Raw genomic sequence first — 19,062 nt, forward strand, 5'->3', positions numbered from 1 at the left:
CTCAGTTCTCCGCACGTTCTGTATTCGCGAACCGGGCGGTGGGTGCGGTCAGTCGCTCGACCGGGACCGTCGCGGTCTGGGTGATGCGGATGTTCCAGCCGGGGATGACGCTCAGGCTGAACCCGGTCACGGTGACCGTCGCTGTGGTGGGGGTCCGCTGAACGTTGGTCGAGGTGGTGGTGAGGACGTCGTCACCGCCGGCTTCGGTGAGGAAGTCGTTGGCCGCCGTGGCGCCGTCGGCTTCGCTTCCGTGTTGGGCCCCGGCTGCCCGGGCACCTTCTTGTGCGGCGGCGATCGCGACGGTCCGGGCCTGGTAGAACAGAGCGGCCTGCATGCCCAGGAACATGAGCGCGAAGAGTGCGGGCAGCAGGATGACGAGCTCGATCGATGTCGAGCCCCGTTGACCGCGCCGTTGTCCGCGCCGCGGGGTGCGGCTACTTGATGTTGCCGGCTTGCTTGGTGACATAGGACGTGACCGCTGCGACGACGATGCCGACGATGGCCATCACGGCAACCGCCCAGAGCACGTGCTCGGTGGTCACCGAACCCCGCTCACTGTCGGGTCGACCGCATCGGGTCATGCGCAGGTCGTCGTACTTGGTGAGGGCTGCCAGATGCAGCAGGACGAGAACTTTGGTCATCGGGGTTCCTCTCAGGGTGTCCTTCCTGGGCACGGGTCAGGGTTAGGTCGGCGTGAGCATGCGGAGCAGGGCGGGGGCGACGAGCAGGGCCATGAAGATCACGCCGAGTAGGGAGCCGGGGATGGTCATGCGTTCGCCGACGGCGTTGGCGCGGGCGATCTCGTCGTTGAGCATCGCGGCGCGCATGGCGGCGGATCGTGCCCGGAGGGTGGCGTACACGCCGGCTCCTTCCTCACCGGAGAGGCGCATGATGTCGGCGAAGTCGTCGAGCTCGGGGAGTCCGAGCTCTGTTGCCAAGGTGTGCAGCGCATCCCAGGGCGGCAGGCCAGACCAGCGGGAACGGGCCAGTTCCTCCGATAGGCGGGTGAAGACCCACGAGCCCTCGAGCTCGGTGGCCGACTCCATCGCCTGGCGTACACCCGCGCCCATGTTGCGTTCGAGGGCGACCAGATCGAGGTAGGCGCTCAGGACCCAGGCAAATTCGTAGCGCGCCTTCTTGGCCTCCTCCAGGGCGTTGTAGTTGGGCACGAAGAACATCACTACTCCCAGCGAGATCGATGCGAACGCCGGCATCTGGAGCGGGATCCCCAACCCGAGGCTGTTGAACAGCAGCGTGAGCGTCGGAGGGATGGCCAGGCCGAGGCCGGCGAAGGTCAGCTTCTCGCCGTAGAACTGGGCGACCGAGATCCGCAACAGAGCCAGTTCGCGGACCGGGGTGCGAACCCACAGCCCGGGAGGCAGCACCCGGATGCCCCACAGCCCGAGCCGTTCCTTGCCGGTCCGCGCCACAGGAGCCGTGGTGGTGGTGCGGGTGCGGTTCGAGGAGACCCGTTCCAAGACGTCGGCCAGGTCCGGCTCGACGGGCAACATGCGGGCGACCAGGAGACTCAGCCCGAGTCCGATCAGTCCGCCCGCCACCATCGCAACTTGCAGTCCGGTGATCATCGCGTCACCCCCGTGCCTGAGTGGACGCTGTCGACGCGGTTCATGTCGGGGGCTTCAGCTTCCATGAACCCAGCGGAATCGTTGAGGAAGCGAGGCAGCGGTTTGCCGTTGGCCATCTGCCGCATCCAGATCAGCGTCGCGACGTAGGCGGAGAGCAGGGCGACGAGGATGAGTTGACCGACGGGGCTGCGGTAGGGCTCGACATAGGTTCCCGACAGCGCCAGAACGATCAATACGCTGGCGCTGATGAGCGTCACCCACCGGGCTGTGGAGCGGGGTTTCGCTCGATCGGCCTCCACTTGGCGTCGAGCGTTGACGTGGGCGGCGACCGAGGTGGCGAGTGCTTCCAGGACGCTGGCGAGGCCGGCGCCTCGACGGCTGGCGCCGCGGATCAGGGTCGCGGCGATCAGGTCGCCGATGGAATCGTCGAGTTCGTTCGCGAACGCACGTAGCGCCTTCTGCGTGTCCCAACGTGCGCGGAGCCGGGCCACGAGGCGGGTGACCTCGGAGTTGATGGGTGCCGGGGTCGAGCGCAAGGTCGCGACGAGTGCCTGCTCGAGGCCGATCCCGATCGTGAGGACTCCTGAGAGCGATCGAGTCCATTCCTCCATCGCTTCCAGGCGGGCGATCTGGGTGGCGGCCGGGGGAGCAGACAACAAAGCCGGGAGGCCGAGGACGGCTACGGGTGCGATGAGCAGGGCGAGGACCCACCCGGTGATGACCCAGCCGAGGAGACCGAAGCCGATCCCGGCAAGCAGCAACACCCGGGTACGAGCGGACAGGGCGAAGTGACGGCTTCGGGTCCTGGACTTCTGACGTGCCGGGAACGTAGAGGGACGTAGTCCCACGACCGTGAGGAGGACCCCGGCGACGACGAGGCCACCGGCCAGACTGGGGATCAAGGCACTCACAGCCCGACTCGGTACGGCTGGGCGGAGAGGTAGCCGGCGAGGTCGAACCCGTGGACGGCCAGCGCCCGGTAGTCGTCAGGCAACACATCAGGCACGGCCACACCAATGCTGTCGGCGCGGAACACGTGGGTCGTGGCGTACCCGACTTCCTTCTCCCCGGGGGCCAGGGCGACGATCTCCGCGACCCGCCGCATCCGCTGTGCAAGCCCCGGTGCGGTGGTGGTTTCCATGCTGAGCTGCACGATGAGATCGACTGTTGCGGCGAGCTTGCTGGTCGCCAGCCCCTGGGTGACGTGGGGTCCGGCCTCCATGGCGCAGGTGACGAGCTTGCGGACGGCGGTGACCGCATCGGCGGCGTGGGTGGTGGAGATGGAGCCGGTGCCCGACTCCATGGCCTTGATCATCGCCCAGATCTCCTTGCCTCGGACCTCGCCGACGATCTGACGCGAGAGGTTGAACCGGAAGGAGTCGACGAGCGCCTCGTCCAAGGTGAACTCGCCGGCCTGGCGCCCATCCGGGCCGCGCTCACCCGAACCCGGCCGCGACTCCCACGCGTGCACAATCTTGTGGCGACCGAGCTCGTGGAGGTGCAGTTCGTACTCGGTTTCAAACGTGCCGATCGCCTCCAACGCGTCGATCTCCGCACACAGGGCACGGACCAGCGTCGTCTTCCCGGCACCCTGCGCACCCGCAACCACGATGGAACGACGAGCCCGCACCGCCGCGCGCAAGAAGGACGCAGCGACCGGGGTCATCATGTCTCTGGCGACGAGGTCGTCGAGAGTGACCTGCATAAGCCGGTGGCGACGGATCACCACCGACGGACGCGGCGTAACCCACGCGGCCGCAGCCAGGCGGGAACCGCCATCGAGTCGCAGATGGAGCCGCGGCTGTGCCTCGGAGAAGGACCGGGCGTTGACCTCACTGCGAGAAGCCAGGAACACCAGGAAGTCGATCAACTCCTGATCCGAATCGGCCACGGGTGGCCCGTCGATGAGTGTGCCGTCGATGAGTTCGAGCAGGACGTTGTCGTGGCCCACGATGACGATGTTCTCGATGCGGTCATCGTCGACCAGCGGCTGCAGCCGACCGAGGCGGAACAGCGAATCGAACACCGCCTGGGCGGTGGCCTGCTGGCGGGCCGGACTCCACGAACCGTGGCCAGCATCCACCGCATCGGCCATCGCCGAATCGATCAGGTCCAGCACGATCGAGCGCCCAAGCTCCTGCTGGGCGGCCTTGTCGAGCCGACCTCGGTCGCCGGTTACCGCTTGGCTGAGCTGTTCAGAGGCCTGGGCCCGCAGAGCTGCGACGGTCGACCAGTCGACGTCAGCGTTCGAGACCGGCGGCGTGACGACGGGATCATCCAAATGAGCATGGTCCGGTACGCCGTCGGCCGATTGGTTGGGCTGGTCGACGGTGTTGACCTGGTTGGGGTGGTTGAACAAGGGGAGTCGGGACAGATTGCCGTACTCGCCGTACTCGTTGAAGTAGCGGAACGCTTCACTCACGGGGCCACCTCCAGTGCGAGCGAGATCCGACGCCGAGTGACCTGCGCACCGATGGCCTGGGCTGCGGCGTGCAGGCTGCGGACGTAGGGACCGGTTTCGAAGTGCCGGGGCGGTGCGCTTCCGCGGTGGTAGACCGCCGCGGCCGCCGGGTCGTCGGGAAGGTCCGCAATGACGGGCATGCCCAGGACCTTCGACACCTCTGTGGCTCGGTACGGCTGCCCCTCCCCGACCAGCAGCAGGCCGGGGTGGCGCCACCCGGTCGCCGGGTGGCGGATGGTCTCGGCCCACGACCGGGCAGCCGAGATCGCCGGCAGGGTGGCGCGAGTGACCAGCAAGCTCAGGTCAGCGGCCTCGAGCAGCGGCTGCGGTGAACTGGCGAGCCCGAGGCGGCCGGCGTCGACGATGACGTCCTGCCCGTTGGCCTCCAAGTCACGGAGCGCGTCGGCGAGCGGATCCCACACCTCCCGCAACGCCGCAGCCTGGGCGTGGGACCGGGTGCCAACCACGACGGAGACAATCGGCGTCAGCGGTCGGACAACCTCACGCAGAGCGTCGCCCACGGCCAGCGGCGACAGGGCGAGCTCGATCAGCCCGACGTCGTACGGCGTGGTCCCGCGCAGGAACCCGGCCAAGATCCCAGAGCCGCCGGTCGGGTCCCCCTCGACCAGCAGCACCGGACGCGGCCAGCACAACGCCAGACCAACGGCCGTGCTGGTGACCCCGGGTGATCCCGACGCGGAGGTCAGACAGATGAGGGCCATCACTGGTCTCCCGAATCCAGAATCAGTGCCACGTTCCCGGTGGCCGCCCGTGCCGCGAGGAGCCCGGCATCGCCGTATGGCACCAGGACGTTGACGATAGTGTTGCCGGTCGTCTCATCCAGCGAGGTGTCAACGACCTCCGCACCCGTGAACTGCGCACTGCCCGCCGACACGTCGCCGTCGGTGCCGGGGGTCAGGACGATCCGGACCTTGTCCCCGCCATGCATCGGCAACGCCGGTACCTGAGCCGGCGTCAGCGATATCCCCACGATCGACTGCCCCTGCGGCGGAAGCGACTCTTCGGTCGTCGACTCGGCCGTCAGGAGTCCGCCGGCAGCGACGTCCAGGGCCGCACGTTGGCCGACGATGTCGTCGTACGCCGAGGCAGCGAGCGGCTCGAGCGCCGGGTCGCCGTTGATCCTGACCCGTTGGAGGTCTTCGGCGGTGATCATTTCACCGCGGTGGATGGTGTCGCGAGCAGCCAGGACCTCCACGGTGTTCGTCGTCGCGCTCCACGCCCACGCACCCAGCAGACACCCGAACGCAGTGACCGCGACACCAGCGACGATCAGGGCTGGTCGCTTCCGCAGTTTGGGCGGGGGACTCATGACCCCGTCGGAGGCGGCCGTGGCAGGGCGGGGGCCGGTGTTCCGGTCCGATCGGATACTGGTGGTCATCGTCGTATCTCCCTCGCGCAGTTCGTCAGTTCACGAGCACCTGCGCCTCGCCGACCCGGATCTGGGTCGAGCGGCTGAGACCGTCCAAGCGGATCGTCCCGGTCTGACCCGCGCCCGACCAGGTGACGACCCAGGTCGAGGTCGCGGTGACCGTGTACGCCTCGTCAGGTTCGCGTGCGCTCGTCTTCGAGTAGGTATGGCCGCAGTCGGGAGAGTCCCTCCGCCCGTAGGACGGCTTGTACGGCGAACCGGCGCTCCGGCACACCACCTCGGTGCCGTCGCCCATGTCCCACCCGATGCGTTCGACTTTCGCGGTCGCAGTGATCGTGATGCCGCCCGCGGAGGCGCTGGCCGTGATCGGGCCGAATGTGTGGTCGTTCGGTGCCTGCACCCACATCCACACCGGCATCCCGACCAGACCGATGCTGTCCGGACCGGGCTTCGGGACGATCCCGATGTCGACCGCTTTGAGTTTCATCTTCGCCACCGCGACCTGTGCGACCTCACGAGGAGAAGGACCGGCACGTGATCCCGGTGGCGGGTCCTGCGCCCAGATCGTGATCAGCAGACCCGTCTGTGGTTGGAAGCAGAAGTAGACCGCCCCGTCACCAGGCTCGTGCCCCTTCCAGCCCGGATCACCAGCAAGGGGCTGAGGGGCCAATGCCCGGATGTAGCAGTTGTACGCGTTCGACCAGTAGCCGTCCTTCGTTGAACAGGGGACAGGTCCAGCCGGTGGCTTCACCACGCCCTGCTTCGCCGGATCCCAGTAGCAGGCCTGCCCGCCACCGGTGCTCTTCGGCTCATCGTCAGAAGGATCAGGATCGTCGCTCGGAACCACAACCTCGATCGCACACTCGCCGGTAATCGGATCGACGAGGTCACATTTGGGTTCCGACGCGGCTACTGATCCACCTGCGAGGACCACGGTGCCAGCAACCATCAACCACGCGACGACGCCTCGGCTCAGGAATCGGCACATGGCGCCTGCTCAAGGTCCTGGCCCGATGCCACCCGCCAACCGTCGGACGGGGCCGTGGCGTACCGGTAGTTCGCGACCATGTATCGGCTCCACCCGCGATTGGGTAGATCGGGATCTGTCACAGACTTCCCGGACGCATCGACGACGTCAGCGTTGCTGACGTCCCAGCAGACGTCGATCTGGACGACGGGAACGCGACCGGCGTTGGGAGCGGAGTTGTCGAGGTTGACGGACTGGATCTTCAGTTCGACGATCTCGGTGACGCCGACCTGGTGACGGTCCTTCTCGCGCTCGCGGCGGATCAAGTTGGTCTGCGCGCCCAACTGAATGCCAATTGCCACGGTCCTCAATTCCGACAAGGGCGTCGCCGGTTCCATCCTGACCTTGTCCAGCACGGAGAAGTAGCGCTCGATCAGTCGAGTGGCGTCAGCGGCTGCAACCTCGGAGGGTGACGTCGGTGTCGGCGAGGACGCGCTCGACGTCGTGGAGCTACTGGCGTCGGGAGGCGCGGGTTCAGGATCGCTGTTCGTGCAGGCGGTGACCGCGACCAACACCAGTGCGCCGGCCGCCCACGACTTCATCCCGAGAAACTGAGTCATAGGAATTCCGTTTCCTCTCACCCGTTGGGGTTCGAGGCCGGACGGCGTCCCGCAGCTGCTTGCCGCCGTCTGGCCAACATCGTAAGCCCGATTTCGTGATTCGGCCGCTGCGCTTTCCACAGGACCTCAACCTTCAGGTACTCCCCTCCCACCACCCCGCTCCTTCTTCACCCAGCCCCTCACTCCCATCAAGCCCTTCCCCGCCACCCCTTCCGCTCTCCATCTCTCTCCCCTCCTCCTACCGCTCCTTCTCCCCACACGCATTGCACCTCGAGGTGGTCTGTGGATGAAGGTGCGCACCTGAGATCTGTGGAACGGAAACGGCCGTGACGGTCTCGCTGCGGCGAATGTCGGCGGGCACGGGCTACCAGTACCTGCTGCGCAGCGTCGTGGCTGGCGACGGCAACCGCGCCATGTCGACACCGCTCACGCGCTACTACGCGGAGACGGGTACGCCACCCGGTCGCTGGATGGGCTCGGGCCTGGGCGCGTTCGGCGACAGGCGCCTCCAGCCGGGCATGCAAGTGAGCGAAGCGCAGCTCGCGCTGCTGATCGGGATGGGCCGCGACCCCGTGACCGGTGACCAACTGGGACTCGCCTATCCGACGTACAAGAAGCTGTCGGCACGGATCGAGGAACGCGTCGCTGAACTGGACCCGGAGATGAGCCAGGAGGACTGTGCGGCCGAGACGAGCCGCATCGAAGCGGAGGAAACCAAAGCGGGAGGACGGCATGCGGTCGCGGGCTTCGACCTGACGTTCAGTGTGCCGAAGTCGGTCTCGGTCCTGTGGGGCGTGGCCGATGCCGCGACGCAGGAACGGATCGTCAACGTCCACCACGCAGCGGTGGGCGACGTGCTGGCGTACTTCGAGCGCGAGGTCGCCGCGACTCGATCCGGACTGGCAGACAGCGATGGAGCGGTCGCCCAGGTCGGTGTTGCCGGGCTCGCGGCCGTCGCGTACGACCATTACGACTCGCGCGCGGGTGACCCGCAGCTCCATACCCACTTGGTGGTGTCGAACAAGGTCCTCACGCTGCGCGACGGACAGTGGCGCAGCCTTGACGGACGCCCGGTCTTCGCCTCGGTCACCGGCCTCTCCGCGTACTACAACGCGCTGCTTGCCGACCGGCTGACGCGTGAACTCGGCGTCGAGTGGGAGCTGCGCCAAAGAGGCGTTGACCGGAACCCGCGGTGGGAGATCGTTGGCGTCAGTGACGAGCTGATCGCCGAGTTTTCAAGTAGGACCCGTGAGATCGAACTCAAGAAGGACGACCTCATCGGCGAGTACGTCGCCCGGCACGGTCGGATGCCCTCAGAGAAGACGATCGTCGAACTCCGTGCCCAAGCCACCCTCGCCACCCGGCCACCAAAGGAAACCCGATCACTCGCCGAGCTGACCGCCCAGTGGCGTGAGCGAGCCGCAGAGCGCACCGGCACGGAACCGACAGCGTGGGCAGCGTCCTTGCTCGACAACGCTGCCGGGTCACTCAGCGTGGACGACGTCCCACTCGCGGCCATCGAAGCAATCGGCGCGGACGTGGTGGCCGCGGTCAGCGTCAAACGCTCGGTCTGGAGCCACTGGAACCTGCTCGCCGAGGCCTCGAAGCAGACCATGGACCTGCGCTTCGCCAGCACCGCTGACCGTGAAGCGGTGGTGGCGATGGTGGTCGATGCAGCCCAGTTCCAGTCGGTGTCGCTCACGCCACCGGAGTTGGCGTCCAGTCCGGTCCGGTTCCAGCGCGAGGACGGGACCAGCATCTTCCGCCCACGCCATTCGGTGAAGTACTCCTCGACCGCGGTCATCGACGCCGAAGCCCGGCTCCTCGAACGCTCCGAGGACCTCACGGCACCCTCGGTTCGGCCAGCCGACGTGATGCGCGCGATCCGTGATTGCCGTGCGGCGCTCAGCGCCGAACAGCGGACGGCGTTGGAGTCCATCACCAGTTCCGGACGCTTGGTCGACCTGCTCGTCGGCCCGGCCGGGGCGGGCAAGACCACGACCATGCGAACGCTGCGCTCGGCATGGATCCGCGAACACGGCCGCGGGAGTGTCGTCGGTCTCGCACCGTCAGCCACCGCAGCTCAGGCCCTGGCCGACGACCTCCGGATCGCGTGCGACAACACCGCCAAATGGCTCCACGAGTACGACCACGGCCGAACCGACCTCCGCCCCGGGCAGTTGGTGATCATCGACGAGGCCACCCTCGCCGGAACCACGACCCTCGACCGGATCAGCGGCATCGCCGACGGTGCTGGCGCGAAGGTGTTGCTCGTCGGCGACCCGCACCAACTCCAGTCCGTCGACGCTGGCGGAGCGTTCGCTCTCCTGCTCGACCGCCGTACTGATGCCCCTGAGCTGAGCGAGATCCACCGGTTCGTGAACAGGTGGGAGAAGTACGCGTCGCTCGCCCTGCGTCGAGGGGAGGTCGAGATCATCTCGACCTACATTCGGCAGGACCGCATCCGTGAAGGAATGACCGACGCCATGCTCGACGCCGCCTACGAAGCCTGGCGTGCAGACACCGACGCCGGAATGTCTAGTGTGCTCGTGACTGAGTCCGCGCGCGCCGTACAAGCACTCAACGAACGCGCCCGCGCTGAGCGGCTCCTCCTCGACGGAGCCGTCAACAGCCGAGAAGTCCGCCTCGTCGGCGGCAGCCGGGCCTCTGTGGGCGACGTCGTGATCACGCGACGTAACGACCGCACGATCCGAACAAAGCCAGGCGGCTGGGTCATGAACGGCGACCGCTGGCGCATCACCGACATCCGACGCGACGGGTCGGTGATCGTCGACCGTGTCGGCCGGCGACGTCGGGGCAGCACCGTCCTGCCGTCGGGTTACGTCGAGCGGCACCTCGACTTGGGGTACGCGGTCACCGCCCACCGCGCCCAGGGCATCACCGTCGACACCTCCCACGTCGTCGTCACCCCGACCACGACCCGGGAGAACCTCTACGTATCGATGAGCCGCGGCCGGGAATCGAACATCGCCTATGTCGCTTTCGACCAACCCGACGAGAGCCACTCGACCCCGGAACCCGAGGACGTCTCGGCTCGCACCGTGCTGTGCGGGGTACTTCAGCACAGTGGTGCCAGTTTGTCCGCCCACCAGACGATGGAAGCCGAGTACGCCATCCACGGCGGAATCGACCGCCTCGCCGCCGAACTCGAGACCATCGCTGCCGAGGCCCAACACGACCGCTTCGTCGACCTGCTCAGCCGGTCCGGACTGACCACCGCCCAGCAGACTGCGGTCGTCGAGTCGACAGCATCCGGACCCCTCAAAGCCGCGCTCCGACAGGCGGAGGCCTACCACCACGACCTGGATACCCTTGTCCCGCGAGTCGTCGGCCAGCACGGCTTCGGCGACGCCGACGACATCTCCGCCGTCCTCCGGTACCGGATCGAGAAGTGCGCCTCGACAGCACCCCGCGGCTGCCGACTCCGGCCGAGGTTGATCGCAGGACTGATCCCGGAACCGCTCGGCCCCATGCCAGCCGAGGACCGTCAAGCGATCGAAGAGCGCAAGCACCTCATCGAGGCGCGCGCCAATGCGCTGGCCCAGGGGGCCGTCAGGATGCACGCCGCCTGGATTCGTGCGCTGGCTGAGCCGCCCGTCGGCCAGACTGACCGAGCCGCGAGGGGTAGCAACATCGCCACGGTCGCCGCCTACCGCGATCGTTATCAGATCACCTCGGATCTTCCCGTCGGCCGGGGAGCGTCCACCGTGGTACAGCGGGCCGATCGCAGGCGAGCCATCCAGGCTGCGCGGGGCGGCGCTTGGGTGGTCGTCGGCATGCAGCCCGAGCGGCCAGACCTATCCGCGGAAGGATGGGCGATTGCCGCGCCGTAGCACCACCAACGTCGTCGCATGTCCACAAGCGAACTGAGTCCGTGGAGAAGGCGGCGTGAGGAGTATCAAGAGTTGACCATAACGTCGTTCTCCAGCCGACAGACCCGGGTATGGACGTGTCAGTCGCCTGTCCCTCGGCGACGAGCGCGGCGCGCAACGCGGCGTCGCGGCCATCAGAGCGACCTAAACCTGCCCGCAAACCGCGCGAGCGCGTCTTCACGGGAGGGCAACGTGATCATCATCTGCCGCACCCGCATAGGGGCGGCAGAGAAGCTGGGGCGCTTCAGAGGACGGTCGCGGACAGGAGAGGGCGCGGGGTTTCCGCGGCCAAACCGTTGCGGAAACCGTTGCGAAAACCGTTGCGGCGGCACATGACCCGGAAATGCCGTCTTGCGACGCGCGCGTAGAACCTGTAGATGTGGTTCATGGCCGGTTTAGTTGATGGCCGGTTCGAAGTTATTCGGGAACGCGTGTCCGGCATCATTATCGATGCGTACAAACATATGCCGAAGCAGGGCTGGGTAGACGTTTGGCCGAGCCCGGTCTTTTTTTCCCGAAAACGAGTTCCGGACGTACTCCAGTCAACGTTGGAATCGCTGCACCGCGAATACGGCGACCACGTCCGCTTGAAAGCGAAGGGCTACAACGTCCTCTTGGTCTCGTTTCCGCCTGCATTGCGCGATATCTTCGCCCGGATGCCGGTCGAAAAGACCGTCGATCGCGGTATCACCAAGAAGATCGGCTCGTACTTCAACCCGAACGTGCTCACTTCGCCCGATTCGGTTGCCGGGGAGTTCCACGACTTCTACCTGCGTCGCATCAACAAGCGCGCAGACCCAATGCGCATGCAGGTGAGGGCGATCGTCGCGCGCTACATGGATGAAATCGAGTCAGGACCGACCGACTTGCAGCGAGTGTTCCGCAAGATCGCGTTCCATGCCTCGCTCAAGATGCTCTTCGACGTCGACGACGTCGACCTGGATCACAACGAAGCCGACATCGGCGCGATGGAAGCCTTCTACGAGGCGGTCGAGTCGATCCAGGATCGCTATCTCTCGCGCGATCCCGCGCTCGACGGGGTTGTCGCGCGCCTCCGGGCGCAGGTCGTGAAGCGCATCGAGGCCTGGAAGATCGAGCCCGAGGAGGACGATCCCTACCTCACCACCAATCAGATCATCATCCTCCAGAACGCGGGTTTCGAGACGACCGCTGCGACGCTCTCCTGGATGGCCTATCACGCGGCCCTCGAGCCTTCCTTTCAAAGTGGAGAGCCGGCATTCGTCCTCAGGATGATGAAGGAAACACTGCGCCTGCACCCCCCCGTTCATGTGGTCTCGCGCACCGCCGTCGAGGCGTTCAGCACGCGCGGGCACGAATACCAAGCGGGCGACGTCATCCTCTGCAACATCGCCGCGGCCCACCAGCATCCCGAGTTCTGGTCAGATCCGACGCGCTTCGACCCCGAGCGCGACTTCAGTGGCGCCTTCCTGCCGTTCGCGCTCGGGCCCCGCAGCTGCGTGGGCCAGATGCAGGCGCGCGTCCTCGCCCAGGAAGTCTTCGCCGCACTCTTCAAGCGATTCCGGCTCGCGCCTTGGCCGGGACACTCCGTGGTCAGCGTCGAGTCGTTCACCGCGAAGCCGAGCGCGTGCCCGGTCATCCTCGAGCGTCGCGAAGCCGCGAGCATTCCGCTCGCCAGAATTGAGGAGAGCAATGGCTGATCTTCCCGAGCGACTTGCCGCGATCTTCGCAGACCCGCCGTGTGCCGCGTCGCTGTCGACGCGGGTGCTCGACACGCGCCTGCGGGTGGCGGAGCCCGACGCCACGGCGGATGCCGCCCATTTTTCGCTCGAGCTTCCGCAGGAAGCGTTCGGAGCCACCGGGACGGCCGAGAGCTATTACCTGTTCCTGGCCGCGAGCAAGGCTCTCTCCGGGCACGTCTGGGCGATGTACGGCGATCCCGGCTCCGAGATCGAGTCGTCGATGTCGCTCTTCTCGTCCGTGCGCGAGCCGGGCACGCTGACCCTGACCACCGAGGTTCTCAAGAAGGGCAGGACGATCGCGTTCTTCCGGGTAACGATCCAGCAGAACCGCAAGGTGATCGCCGAGTGCCGCTCGACCCGCGTCTTCCAGGCGTGAGATGGCGCCGGGGCCAGCTACTGCTCATCCGACAAGCGCTCGGTGCGACGGAGCTCGGCTACCTGCTGCAAGGGGGCGTACGCGTCGAGACGCTTCACGATGCGTTCGAACCCCCGCGGCATCGCAGAGCCGAGCACGATGTAGGGCCGAAAGGCCTTGCCGCTGACGAGAACCTCCGGCTCGTCGCGCTCGATCGCGCGGATGCATGCTTGGGCTACGGCCTCCGGCGTGCACGTTCCGAGTTGCGGCGGGGCGACGACGCCATAGCGGTCGACGGCGTCCTGGTGCATGCCCGTCCCGGAGATGAACCCAGGACACACCACCGACGCGCTCACCGCGCTATTGCGGGTCTGGAGGCTCGCCCGGAGCGAGCGGGTGAAGCCCACGAGACCGTGCTTGGTGGCGCCATACGGTTCTCCGAAGGCCGTCGGACCGAGGCCTGCCAGGGATGCGACGTTGAGGACGAAGCCACGATTGCGCGTGAGCATGTCCGGGAGCAGGAGTCGCGTCAGCACCATCGGCGCCGTCAAATTCACCGCGATGGTCTGCTCGATATCCGCGACCGAGAGATCTTCATAAAAGTCCACCTGTTCGATGCCGGCGTTGTTGACCAAAAGATCGATCGGGGAAAGTTCACGTTGCGCGAATTCGACGAGGCCCTCGATGGCTCGCCGATCACTCAGGTCCGCGGAGAAGGTGAGCACCTTGGTGTTGTGTTTCGCCAGCCGCTCTCGGGCCGAATCGAGGCCGGACTGGCTGCGGGCGACGAGCAGGAGCTCGGCGCCGCGTGCGGCGAGCGCGTCGGCGAGCACGACGCCGATCCCGCGTGAAGCGCCCGTGACGATGGCGCGGGTGTTGGCGAGATCAAGCATTTCGCCACGCTATGCGCATCGGAAGTCGGGCGCAATCCTCTTCTGTAATTCGGGGGGATAAAAACTGGAATGATAAGCGCTATTCTTCGGCCTCCCTGGCGAGCGCCTTTGTCTTGAGGTGGACCCCCGTTTCGATGTAGCCCTCGGACAGCGGCGCATCCTCTTGGTCGCGGAAGCTTCGGATCCGGCGTCGGCGTGCCCTTCTTGGACACCGGCTACCCCGCCTCGTCGAGTAGTGGGCGCTCGACAGTGATCCGCTGGAAGCCGAACGCCTCGTTGAGCGGCACCCTCACGCGCGGGTCTTCGACGCCCTCGCCACGCGCCGCGGACGGGACACCCGCCTGCCGAGGCCGAGAGCACAGGTCGTTCTACCCCACAGGCGAGGTTTCCCTGCTCTCGGCGTTGTCCGCTCCGCCCTCCTCGCGGAAGCCGTGGCGGTGCCACCACCGGGCCAGCGGGCCCGGCGCCCACCAGTTCCACCGGCCGAGCAGCTTCATCGTGGCGGGCACCAGGAGGGCCCGGATTACGGTCGCGTCGACCAGCAGCGCGATCAGCATGCCGAGGCCGAGCATCTTCATGAAGACGACGCCGCTGAGGCTGAACGCGCCGATCACGACGGCCAACAGCAGCGCGGCGCTGGTGATGATCCGGCCGGTCTTCTGCAGGCCGGTCGCGACGGCCGCGTCGTTGTCGCCGGTCGCGTCCCACTGCTCTCGCACCCGGCTGAGCAGGAACACCTCGTAGTCCATCGACAGCCCGAACAGCACGGCCAGCATCACGACAGGGGTGGTGAGATCGAGGAACCCGGAACTGGTGAAGCCGAGCAGGTCGGAGAGGTGACCGTCGCTGAAGATCCAGGTGACGACACCGAAGGACGCGGTGATCGAGAAGAAGTTCATCACCACGGCCTTGATCGGCAGGACGAGCGACCCGAACGCCAGGAACAGCAGCACCAGCATCACCGTCACCACGATCAGGCCCATCCACGGCAGGTGGGATCTCACCGACGCGGCCAGGTCAACAGTGTCCGCAGTCAGGCCACCGACGAGTGCCGTGGTCCCGTCCGGACTCGGCACGTCGCGGAGGTCGCGCACCAGGTCCTGGCTGTGCCCGCTCTGGCTGTTGCCCTCCCACGCGGCCCGCAGCAGCGTGGTGCCCCCCGCGCTGTCGACTGGCCGGACGTCGACCACACCCTCCACTTCGTTGAGCTCCCGGGTGTACGCCGCCACCTCGGCGTCGTCGGCGCCCTCGAGCAGCACGTTGGCGGTCGACCGCTCGGGCCCGAACTCGGTGTTGAGCCGCTCCGCGGCCTGGTGCGCCGCTGCGTCCGGCGGCAGCACGCCGTAGTCGACTTTGCCCCACTTGACGCCGAGGAACGGCGACGCGACCGCCAGCAGAACGACGGCCACGCCCACCGCCACCAGGATCGGGTGCCGCATCACGCCGTGGGCCAGCCGCGACCAGGAGCCGTGCTCGCCGTCGGCCGCCGCGCTCCGCTGCAGGAACGGGATCCGCAGCGAGTCGACGCGCTTGCCGAGCAGTGCGAGCGTCGCAGGCAGGATCGTGAGCGCGGCCACCATCGCCACCAGGACTGCCGCCATGCCGCCGTACCCGATCGACTTGAGGAAGGCCTGCGGGAAGACCAGCAGCGAGCTCATCGCCGCCGCAACGGTGAGTGCGGAGAACATCACGGTGCGGCCGGCGGTCGCCATCGTGCGCACGAGCGCGTGCCGGGTGTCGTCGGGCGACAGCGCGATCTCCTCGCGGAATCTGGAGACCACGAACAGCGCGTAGTCGATCGACAGGCCAAGGCCGAGCAGGGTGATGATGTTCGGCGCGAAGATCGACACCTCGGTGATCTGGTTGAGCCCGGCGATGGCCGCCCGAGCGCCGAGGACGGTGACCAAGCCGACCAGGACCGGCACCAGCGCGGCGGTCACACTGCGAAAGATGATCAGCGAGAGCAGCAGGACGAACGGCAGTGAGACGAGCTCGGCCATCGCGAGGTCGTCCTTGGTGTGCTCGTTGACGTCGGAGTAGACGGCGTACGGGCCGGCGAGGTCGACGTCAAGGCCGGAGTCGCTGAGGATCGGCCGGATCACTCGGTAGGAGTCCTGGAATTCGTTCTGGCTCTCGCCGCTGAGCGAGATGTAGACCGCAGTCGCGTGCTCGTCGTGGCTGACCATCGCCGGGTCTTCGGTGTCGTAGAAGGTGGCGAACGACGTGACCCGACCATCGGGCACCGCAGCCAACGTCTCCTCGACCTCCGCGCGGAAGGCGGGGTCGGTCGCGACCTCGTCCTTGCTTGTGAAGATCGCGATCACGTCGATCGACTTGTTGCCGAAGGCCGCGTGCTCCTGCGTCAGCTCCCTGATCGATTCCGACGCCGGGTCGTCGAACCCCCCGGACGACAGCTCGTCCTCGAGCCCGATCCCGGCAAACAGCGCCGCGGCGGTGATGCCGAGCCCCACCAGCAGGACGACGACTGCGCGCCGGACGACGACACTTCCCCATCGCTCGATCATGGGCCGCACCTTTCGTGACATTCCATCATTCCGACTGGAGCCGATGGTTCAGATCGCGGTCGCCAGAGAGGCCACGTGTGCATCGAGTTCAGCGTGTCGCACGAGGCGGGTTCTGTCGATGTGGACCGTGTGGAGCCTTCGGACTTCAACAGCTCGTACAGCTTGGAGCGACTTGCCTCAGGCAGGAGGCGAACGTGGGACCTTTCGCTGAGGCGGCGGCTGGCCTTTGTCGCGCTCTGCGGGCCCTGCTCGACCGGCACGGGTCAGGCCAGCTCGCAGCTCGTCTTGCGGTTCTCCTTGATCTCCTGGCACCGGTCCTTGTCGGGGCCGCCGTCGCCCGTGTCCAAGAGGCCGCTGTTGCCGTTCAGGTAGTCGCTGCCGTTCCCGCCGTACAGGTGGTCCGGCCCGCCGTTGCCGTAGAGCCTGTCGTTGCCGTCCTGGCCACTGAGGTCGTCTGACCCGTCTCCGCCCTCGAGGACGTCCGCTCCAGCTCCGCCGTGAAGGTTGTCCGAGCCGTCGTCTCCGAAGAGGTGGTCGTCACCTTCGTCTCCGTCGAGGAAGTCCCCGCGGGGCCCGCCGTGGAGCACGTCATTGCCTGTCCCGCCGACGAGCCGGTCACGGTCGTCGCCCGCGTCGAGGAAGTCGTCGCCAGCACCACCGTCGAGATAGTCCCGGTCTGTCTGGCCGTACAGCCTGTCGTTGCCCTCTTCGCCGTACAGCTGGTCCGCGATGTCGAAGAAGGAGGGGATCTCCACCATCCCGCTTCCTACACTCTTGCCGCCGAGAAGGTCATCATTGCCAGCGCCACCCTTGAGAATGTCGATTCCGTCCTGGCCGTGGATCCAGTCGTCGCCGGCGCCGGCCTGTACGAAGTCGTCACCGGTCCCGCCGTAGATGAAGTCACCCCGGCCAGCCTCGGTGATGCTGCAGATCGTGTCATCACCTCCACCTCCGAAGATGTTGTGTCGGCCGCCAACGGCCATGATCACGTCGTCTCCGGCGCTGCCATTGACCGCAGCGTCTGCAATGACAGGACCGGCGTTGATGGTCACCGCCTTGCCGTTGCAGGTCTGATTCTCATCGGCAACTGAAGCAGTACTCGGGGCGGTGAGGGCGATCGACAACGTCGACGCTCCCAGGACGAGCAGGCCTGCGCCCCGTGCACGGGACGCCGGCGTTCCACGCCGGAGGCGAAGGGGTGTGGGGTTCACTGTGTGTCCTCGTTGAAGTCGGAATGGACGGAGAGGTCCGGGAAGCACGCTGGCGAACGTCCTCGTTTAACCCACGGCGAAGTGCCGACACGTGCAGCGTGAATTGGACGGTGTCGCCGTTGCTGCAACCGTTGCCGCTTGTTTCGTGCAGGAACGGCCGAGGTCCTTGTGGCGCACTCTCAGCAGGGGGCCGGACTTGGGGCGAGTTGTCGCCGACTGTCAACGGTTTCGACAACGCCAGCCGTGTGAAATGACCTCATGTGTTTCGGCACATTGCCGTGCTCGGACAACGGTGTCTTCCGGCGTGCTGTCTGGACCGTTGGGTCCCACCTACTCGTTTTGAGGACAACTCAGTGACTTCCGTACCACTTCTCGCTTTTCTTTCGGCCTCGTCCGGGCCTTGGGCCGTAGCCGTGCTGGCCCTGGGTGCCGGTGTGCTTCCGCTCGCCAGTGCCGCTGCGCCTGTCTTGGCTGCCGATGGCGGGCAAGCCTGCGGCTACGAGGTAGTGACGATGTACGCCGGCCCTGTCGCCGCAGGCGCTTCGTTCGCCGAGGCTTCGGTCAACGGCACTGACGGCGACGACGTGATCATGGTTACGGGTGGCGGGCACTACATCTTCGGAGGTCGCGGCGACGACACGATCTGCAGCACCTCCAAGTTTGGCCAAGGTGACTTCATCTTCGGCGGAGCCGGCGACGACTACCTCCAGGGCGGCAACGGCGACGACTGGATTCACGGCGAGAACGGCATTGACACCCTTCACGGAGGCTCGGGCGAGGACACCCTGCTCGGCGGGAAAAGCGAGCTCGTGGCTGGCGTTCTCGGTTTCGCCAACTTCATGGGCACCGCAGACCACCTGTACGGCGAGAACGGCAACGACCGACTGTACGGCCAGGACCACCGGGACGTCCTCGACGGCGGCGCCGGCAACGACGTCCTCGACGGCGGCGACGACAAGGACAAGCTTCTCGGGGACTCCGGCAATGACGAGCTGATCGGTGGAGACAAAGACGACAGACTCGACGGCGGTGAGGGCGACGACGTTCTGCACGGGGGCAGTGGCCAAGACAAGCTCTCTGGCAGGGAAGGCGCGGACGTCCTTGTGGGCGGGGACTTGTCGGACGTTCTGTTTGGCGGCGATGGCCGTGACACGCTGTACGGCAATGGCCGTGACGACGACCTGTTTGGCGGCGAGGGTGATGACCGCCTCGAGGGCGGGGACGGCAACGACGGCAAGATCGACGGCGGCCCGGGCAACGACGCGCTGTTTGGCGGCGCCGGCCTTGATCATCTCTACGGCGGTCTTGGCGACGACTACCTGAACGGCAATGACGGCGGCTTGGACACCGGCGATGGCGGGCCGGGCACGGATCGTTGCGTGGAGGTCAAGTCGAAGCGCAAGGAAAGCTGCGAACAGAGCTGAGAACTCGGCTCAGCCA

Annotated in this window: 17 protein-coding genes; 5 read left to right on the forward strand and 12 right to left on the reverse strand. The window is 66.7% G+C overall.

Going from position 1 to position 19,062, the window contains the following annotated elements; translation table 11 throughout:
- Position 1 precedes the first annotated feature (1 nt).
- The 9 genes from ASD84_RS16235 to ASD84_RS25170 all read right to left on the reverse strand — a co-directional run bounded on the left by ASD84_RS16235 (position 2) and on the right by ASD84_RS25170 (position 7,144).
- Entirely contained in the window at positions 2-466 is a 465-nt protein-coding gene (locus tag ASD84_RS16235; RefSeq protein ID WP_056712731.1) for a TadE family protein, read from the reverse strand.
- Positions 435-641, reverse strand: a complete 207-nt coding sequence (locus ASD84_RS16240) for a hypothetical protein (RefSeq protein ID WP_056712733.1) — start codon at positions 639-641, stop codon at positions 435-437. Before ASD84_RS16240 ends, ASD84_RS16235 begins: the two co-directional genes overlap by 32 nt.
- 42 nt (positions 642-683) lie before the next feature.
- Complete coding sequence (locus tag ASD84_RS16245) at positions 684-1,586, reverse strand: type II secretion system F family protein (protein WP_056712743.1); 903 nt, start codon at positions 1,584-1,586, stop codon at positions 684-686.
- Positions 1,583-2,497, reverse strand: a complete 915-nt coding sequence (locus tag ASD84_RS16250; protein ID WP_082573656.1) for a type II secretion system F family protein — start codon at positions 2,495-2,497, stop codon at positions 1,583-1,585. Before ASD84_RS16250 ends, ASD84_RS16245 begins: the two co-directional genes overlap by 4 nt.
- Positions 2,494-4,008 carry a CpaF family protein gene (locus tag ASD84_RS16255; protein WP_235531144.1) on the reverse strand — a complete coding sequence of 505 codons (1,515 nt, stop codon included), beginning with the start codon at positions 4,006-4,008 and terminating at the stop codon, positions 2,494-2,496. The genes ASD84_RS16250 and ASD84_RS16255 overlap by 4 nt, the downstream gene beginning before the upstream one ends.
- A complete protein-coding gene (locus ASD84_RS16260; RefSeq protein WP_056712746.1) occupies positions 4,005-4,769 on the reverse strand; it encodes a hypothetical protein in 765 nt (254 codons plus the stop codon). The genes ASD84_RS16255 and ASD84_RS16260 overlap by 4 nt, the downstream gene beginning before the upstream one ends.
- Positions 4,769-5,377: an SAF domain-containing protein gene (locus ASD84_RS16265; protein WP_162251544.1), complete on the reverse strand. Its 609-nt coding sequence runs from the start codon at positions 5,375-5,377 to the stop codon at positions 4,769-4,771. The genes ASD84_RS16260 and ASD84_RS16265 overlap by 1 nt, the downstream gene beginning before the upstream one ends.
- A 94-nt stretch (positions 5,378-5,471) precedes the next feature.
- Positions 5,472-5,924, reverse strand: coding sequence for a hypothetical protein (locus ASD84_RS25805; protein ID WP_235531145.1), 453 nt, complete (start codon positions 5,922-5,924; stop codon positions 5,472-5,474).
- A 485-nt stretch (positions 5,925-6,409) separates the two neighbouring features.
- Positions 6,410-7,144: a hypothetical protein gene (locus tag ASD84_RS25170; protein WP_156392020.1), complete on the reverse strand. Its 735-nt coding sequence runs from the start codon at positions 7,142-7,144 to the stop codon at positions 6,410-6,412.
- A 206-nt stretch (positions 7,145-7,350) separates the two neighbouring features.
- Here ASD84_RS25170 and mobF point away from each other — a divergent pair, with 206 nt between their 5' ends.
- The 3 genes from mobF to ASD84_RS16290 all read left to right on the forward strand — a co-directional run bounded on the left by mobF (position 7,351) and on the right by ASD84_RS16290 (position 13,014).
- The gene (gene mobF, locus ASD84_RS16280) at positions 7,351-10,878 is read left to right on the forward strand and encodes a MobF family relaxase (protein ID WP_156392021.1); all 3,528 of its coding nucleotides are present in this window, start codon (positions 7,351-7,353) and stop codon (positions 10,876-10,878) included.
- A gap of 416 nt (positions 10,879-11,294) precedes the next feature.
- Positions 11,295-12,596: a cytochrome P450 gene (locus ASD84_RS16285; RefSeq protein ID WP_082573657.1), complete on the forward strand. Its 1,302-nt coding sequence runs from the start codon at positions 11,295-11,297 to the stop codon at positions 12,594-12,596.
- Entirely contained in the window at positions 12,589-13,014 is a 426-nt protein-coding gene (locus ASD84_RS16290; RefSeq protein ID WP_056712756.1) for a hotdog fold domain-containing protein, read from the forward strand. The genes ASD84_RS16285 and ASD84_RS16290 overlap by 8 nt, the downstream gene beginning before the upstream one ends.
- A gap of 17 nt (positions 13,015-13,031) precedes the next feature.
- Here ASD84_RS16290 and ASD84_RS16295 read toward each other — a convergent pair whose 3' ends face one another.
- The 3 genes from ASD84_RS16295 to ASD84_RS25810 form a co-directional block, all read right to left on the reverse strand.
- The gene (locus ASD84_RS16295; RefSeq protein WP_056712758.1) at positions 13,032-13,886 is read right to left on the reverse strand and encodes an SDR family NAD(P)-dependent oxidoreductase; all 855 of its coding nucleotides are present in this window, start codon (positions 13,884-13,886) and stop codon (positions 13,032-13,034) included.
- 368 nt (positions 13,887-14,254) lie between these two features.
- A complete protein-coding gene (locus tag ASD84_RS16300; RefSeq protein ID WP_056712760.1) occupies positions 14,255-16,411 on the reverse strand; it encodes an MMPL family transporter in 2,157 nt (718 codons plus the stop codon).
- 263 nt (positions 16,412-16,674) lie between these two features.
- A complete protein-coding gene (locus tag ASD84_RS25810) occupies positions 16,675-17,343 on the reverse strand; it encodes a calcium-binding protein (RefSeq protein ID WP_414858604.1) in 669 nt (222 codons plus the stop codon).
- On the opposite strand from ASD84_RS25810, the gene ASD84_RS25815 reads away from it, so the two are divergent.
- Both ASD84_RS25815 and ASD84_RS16310 read left to right on the forward strand, forming a co-directional pair.
- Positions 17,248-17,502, forward strand: a complete 255-nt coding sequence (locus ASD84_RS25815; RefSeq protein WP_235531147.1) for a hypothetical protein — start codon at positions 17,248-17,250, stop codon at positions 17,500-17,502. The two genes, ASD84_RS25810 and ASD84_RS25815, sit on opposite strands and share 96 nt — an antisense overlap.
- Positions 17,503-17,975: 473 nt before the next feature.
- Positions 17,976-19,046: a calcium-binding protein gene (locus tag ASD84_RS16310; protein WP_156392023.1), complete on the forward strand. Its 1,071-nt coding sequence runs from the start codon at positions 17,976-17,978 to the stop codon at positions 19,044-19,046.
- Positions 19,047-19,062 lie beyond the last annotated feature (16 nt).

Source organism: Nocardioides sp. Root682 (assembly GCF_001427795.1).
Lineage (GTDB): Bacteria > Actinomycetota > Actinomycetes > Propionibacteriales > Nocardioidaceae > Nocardioides.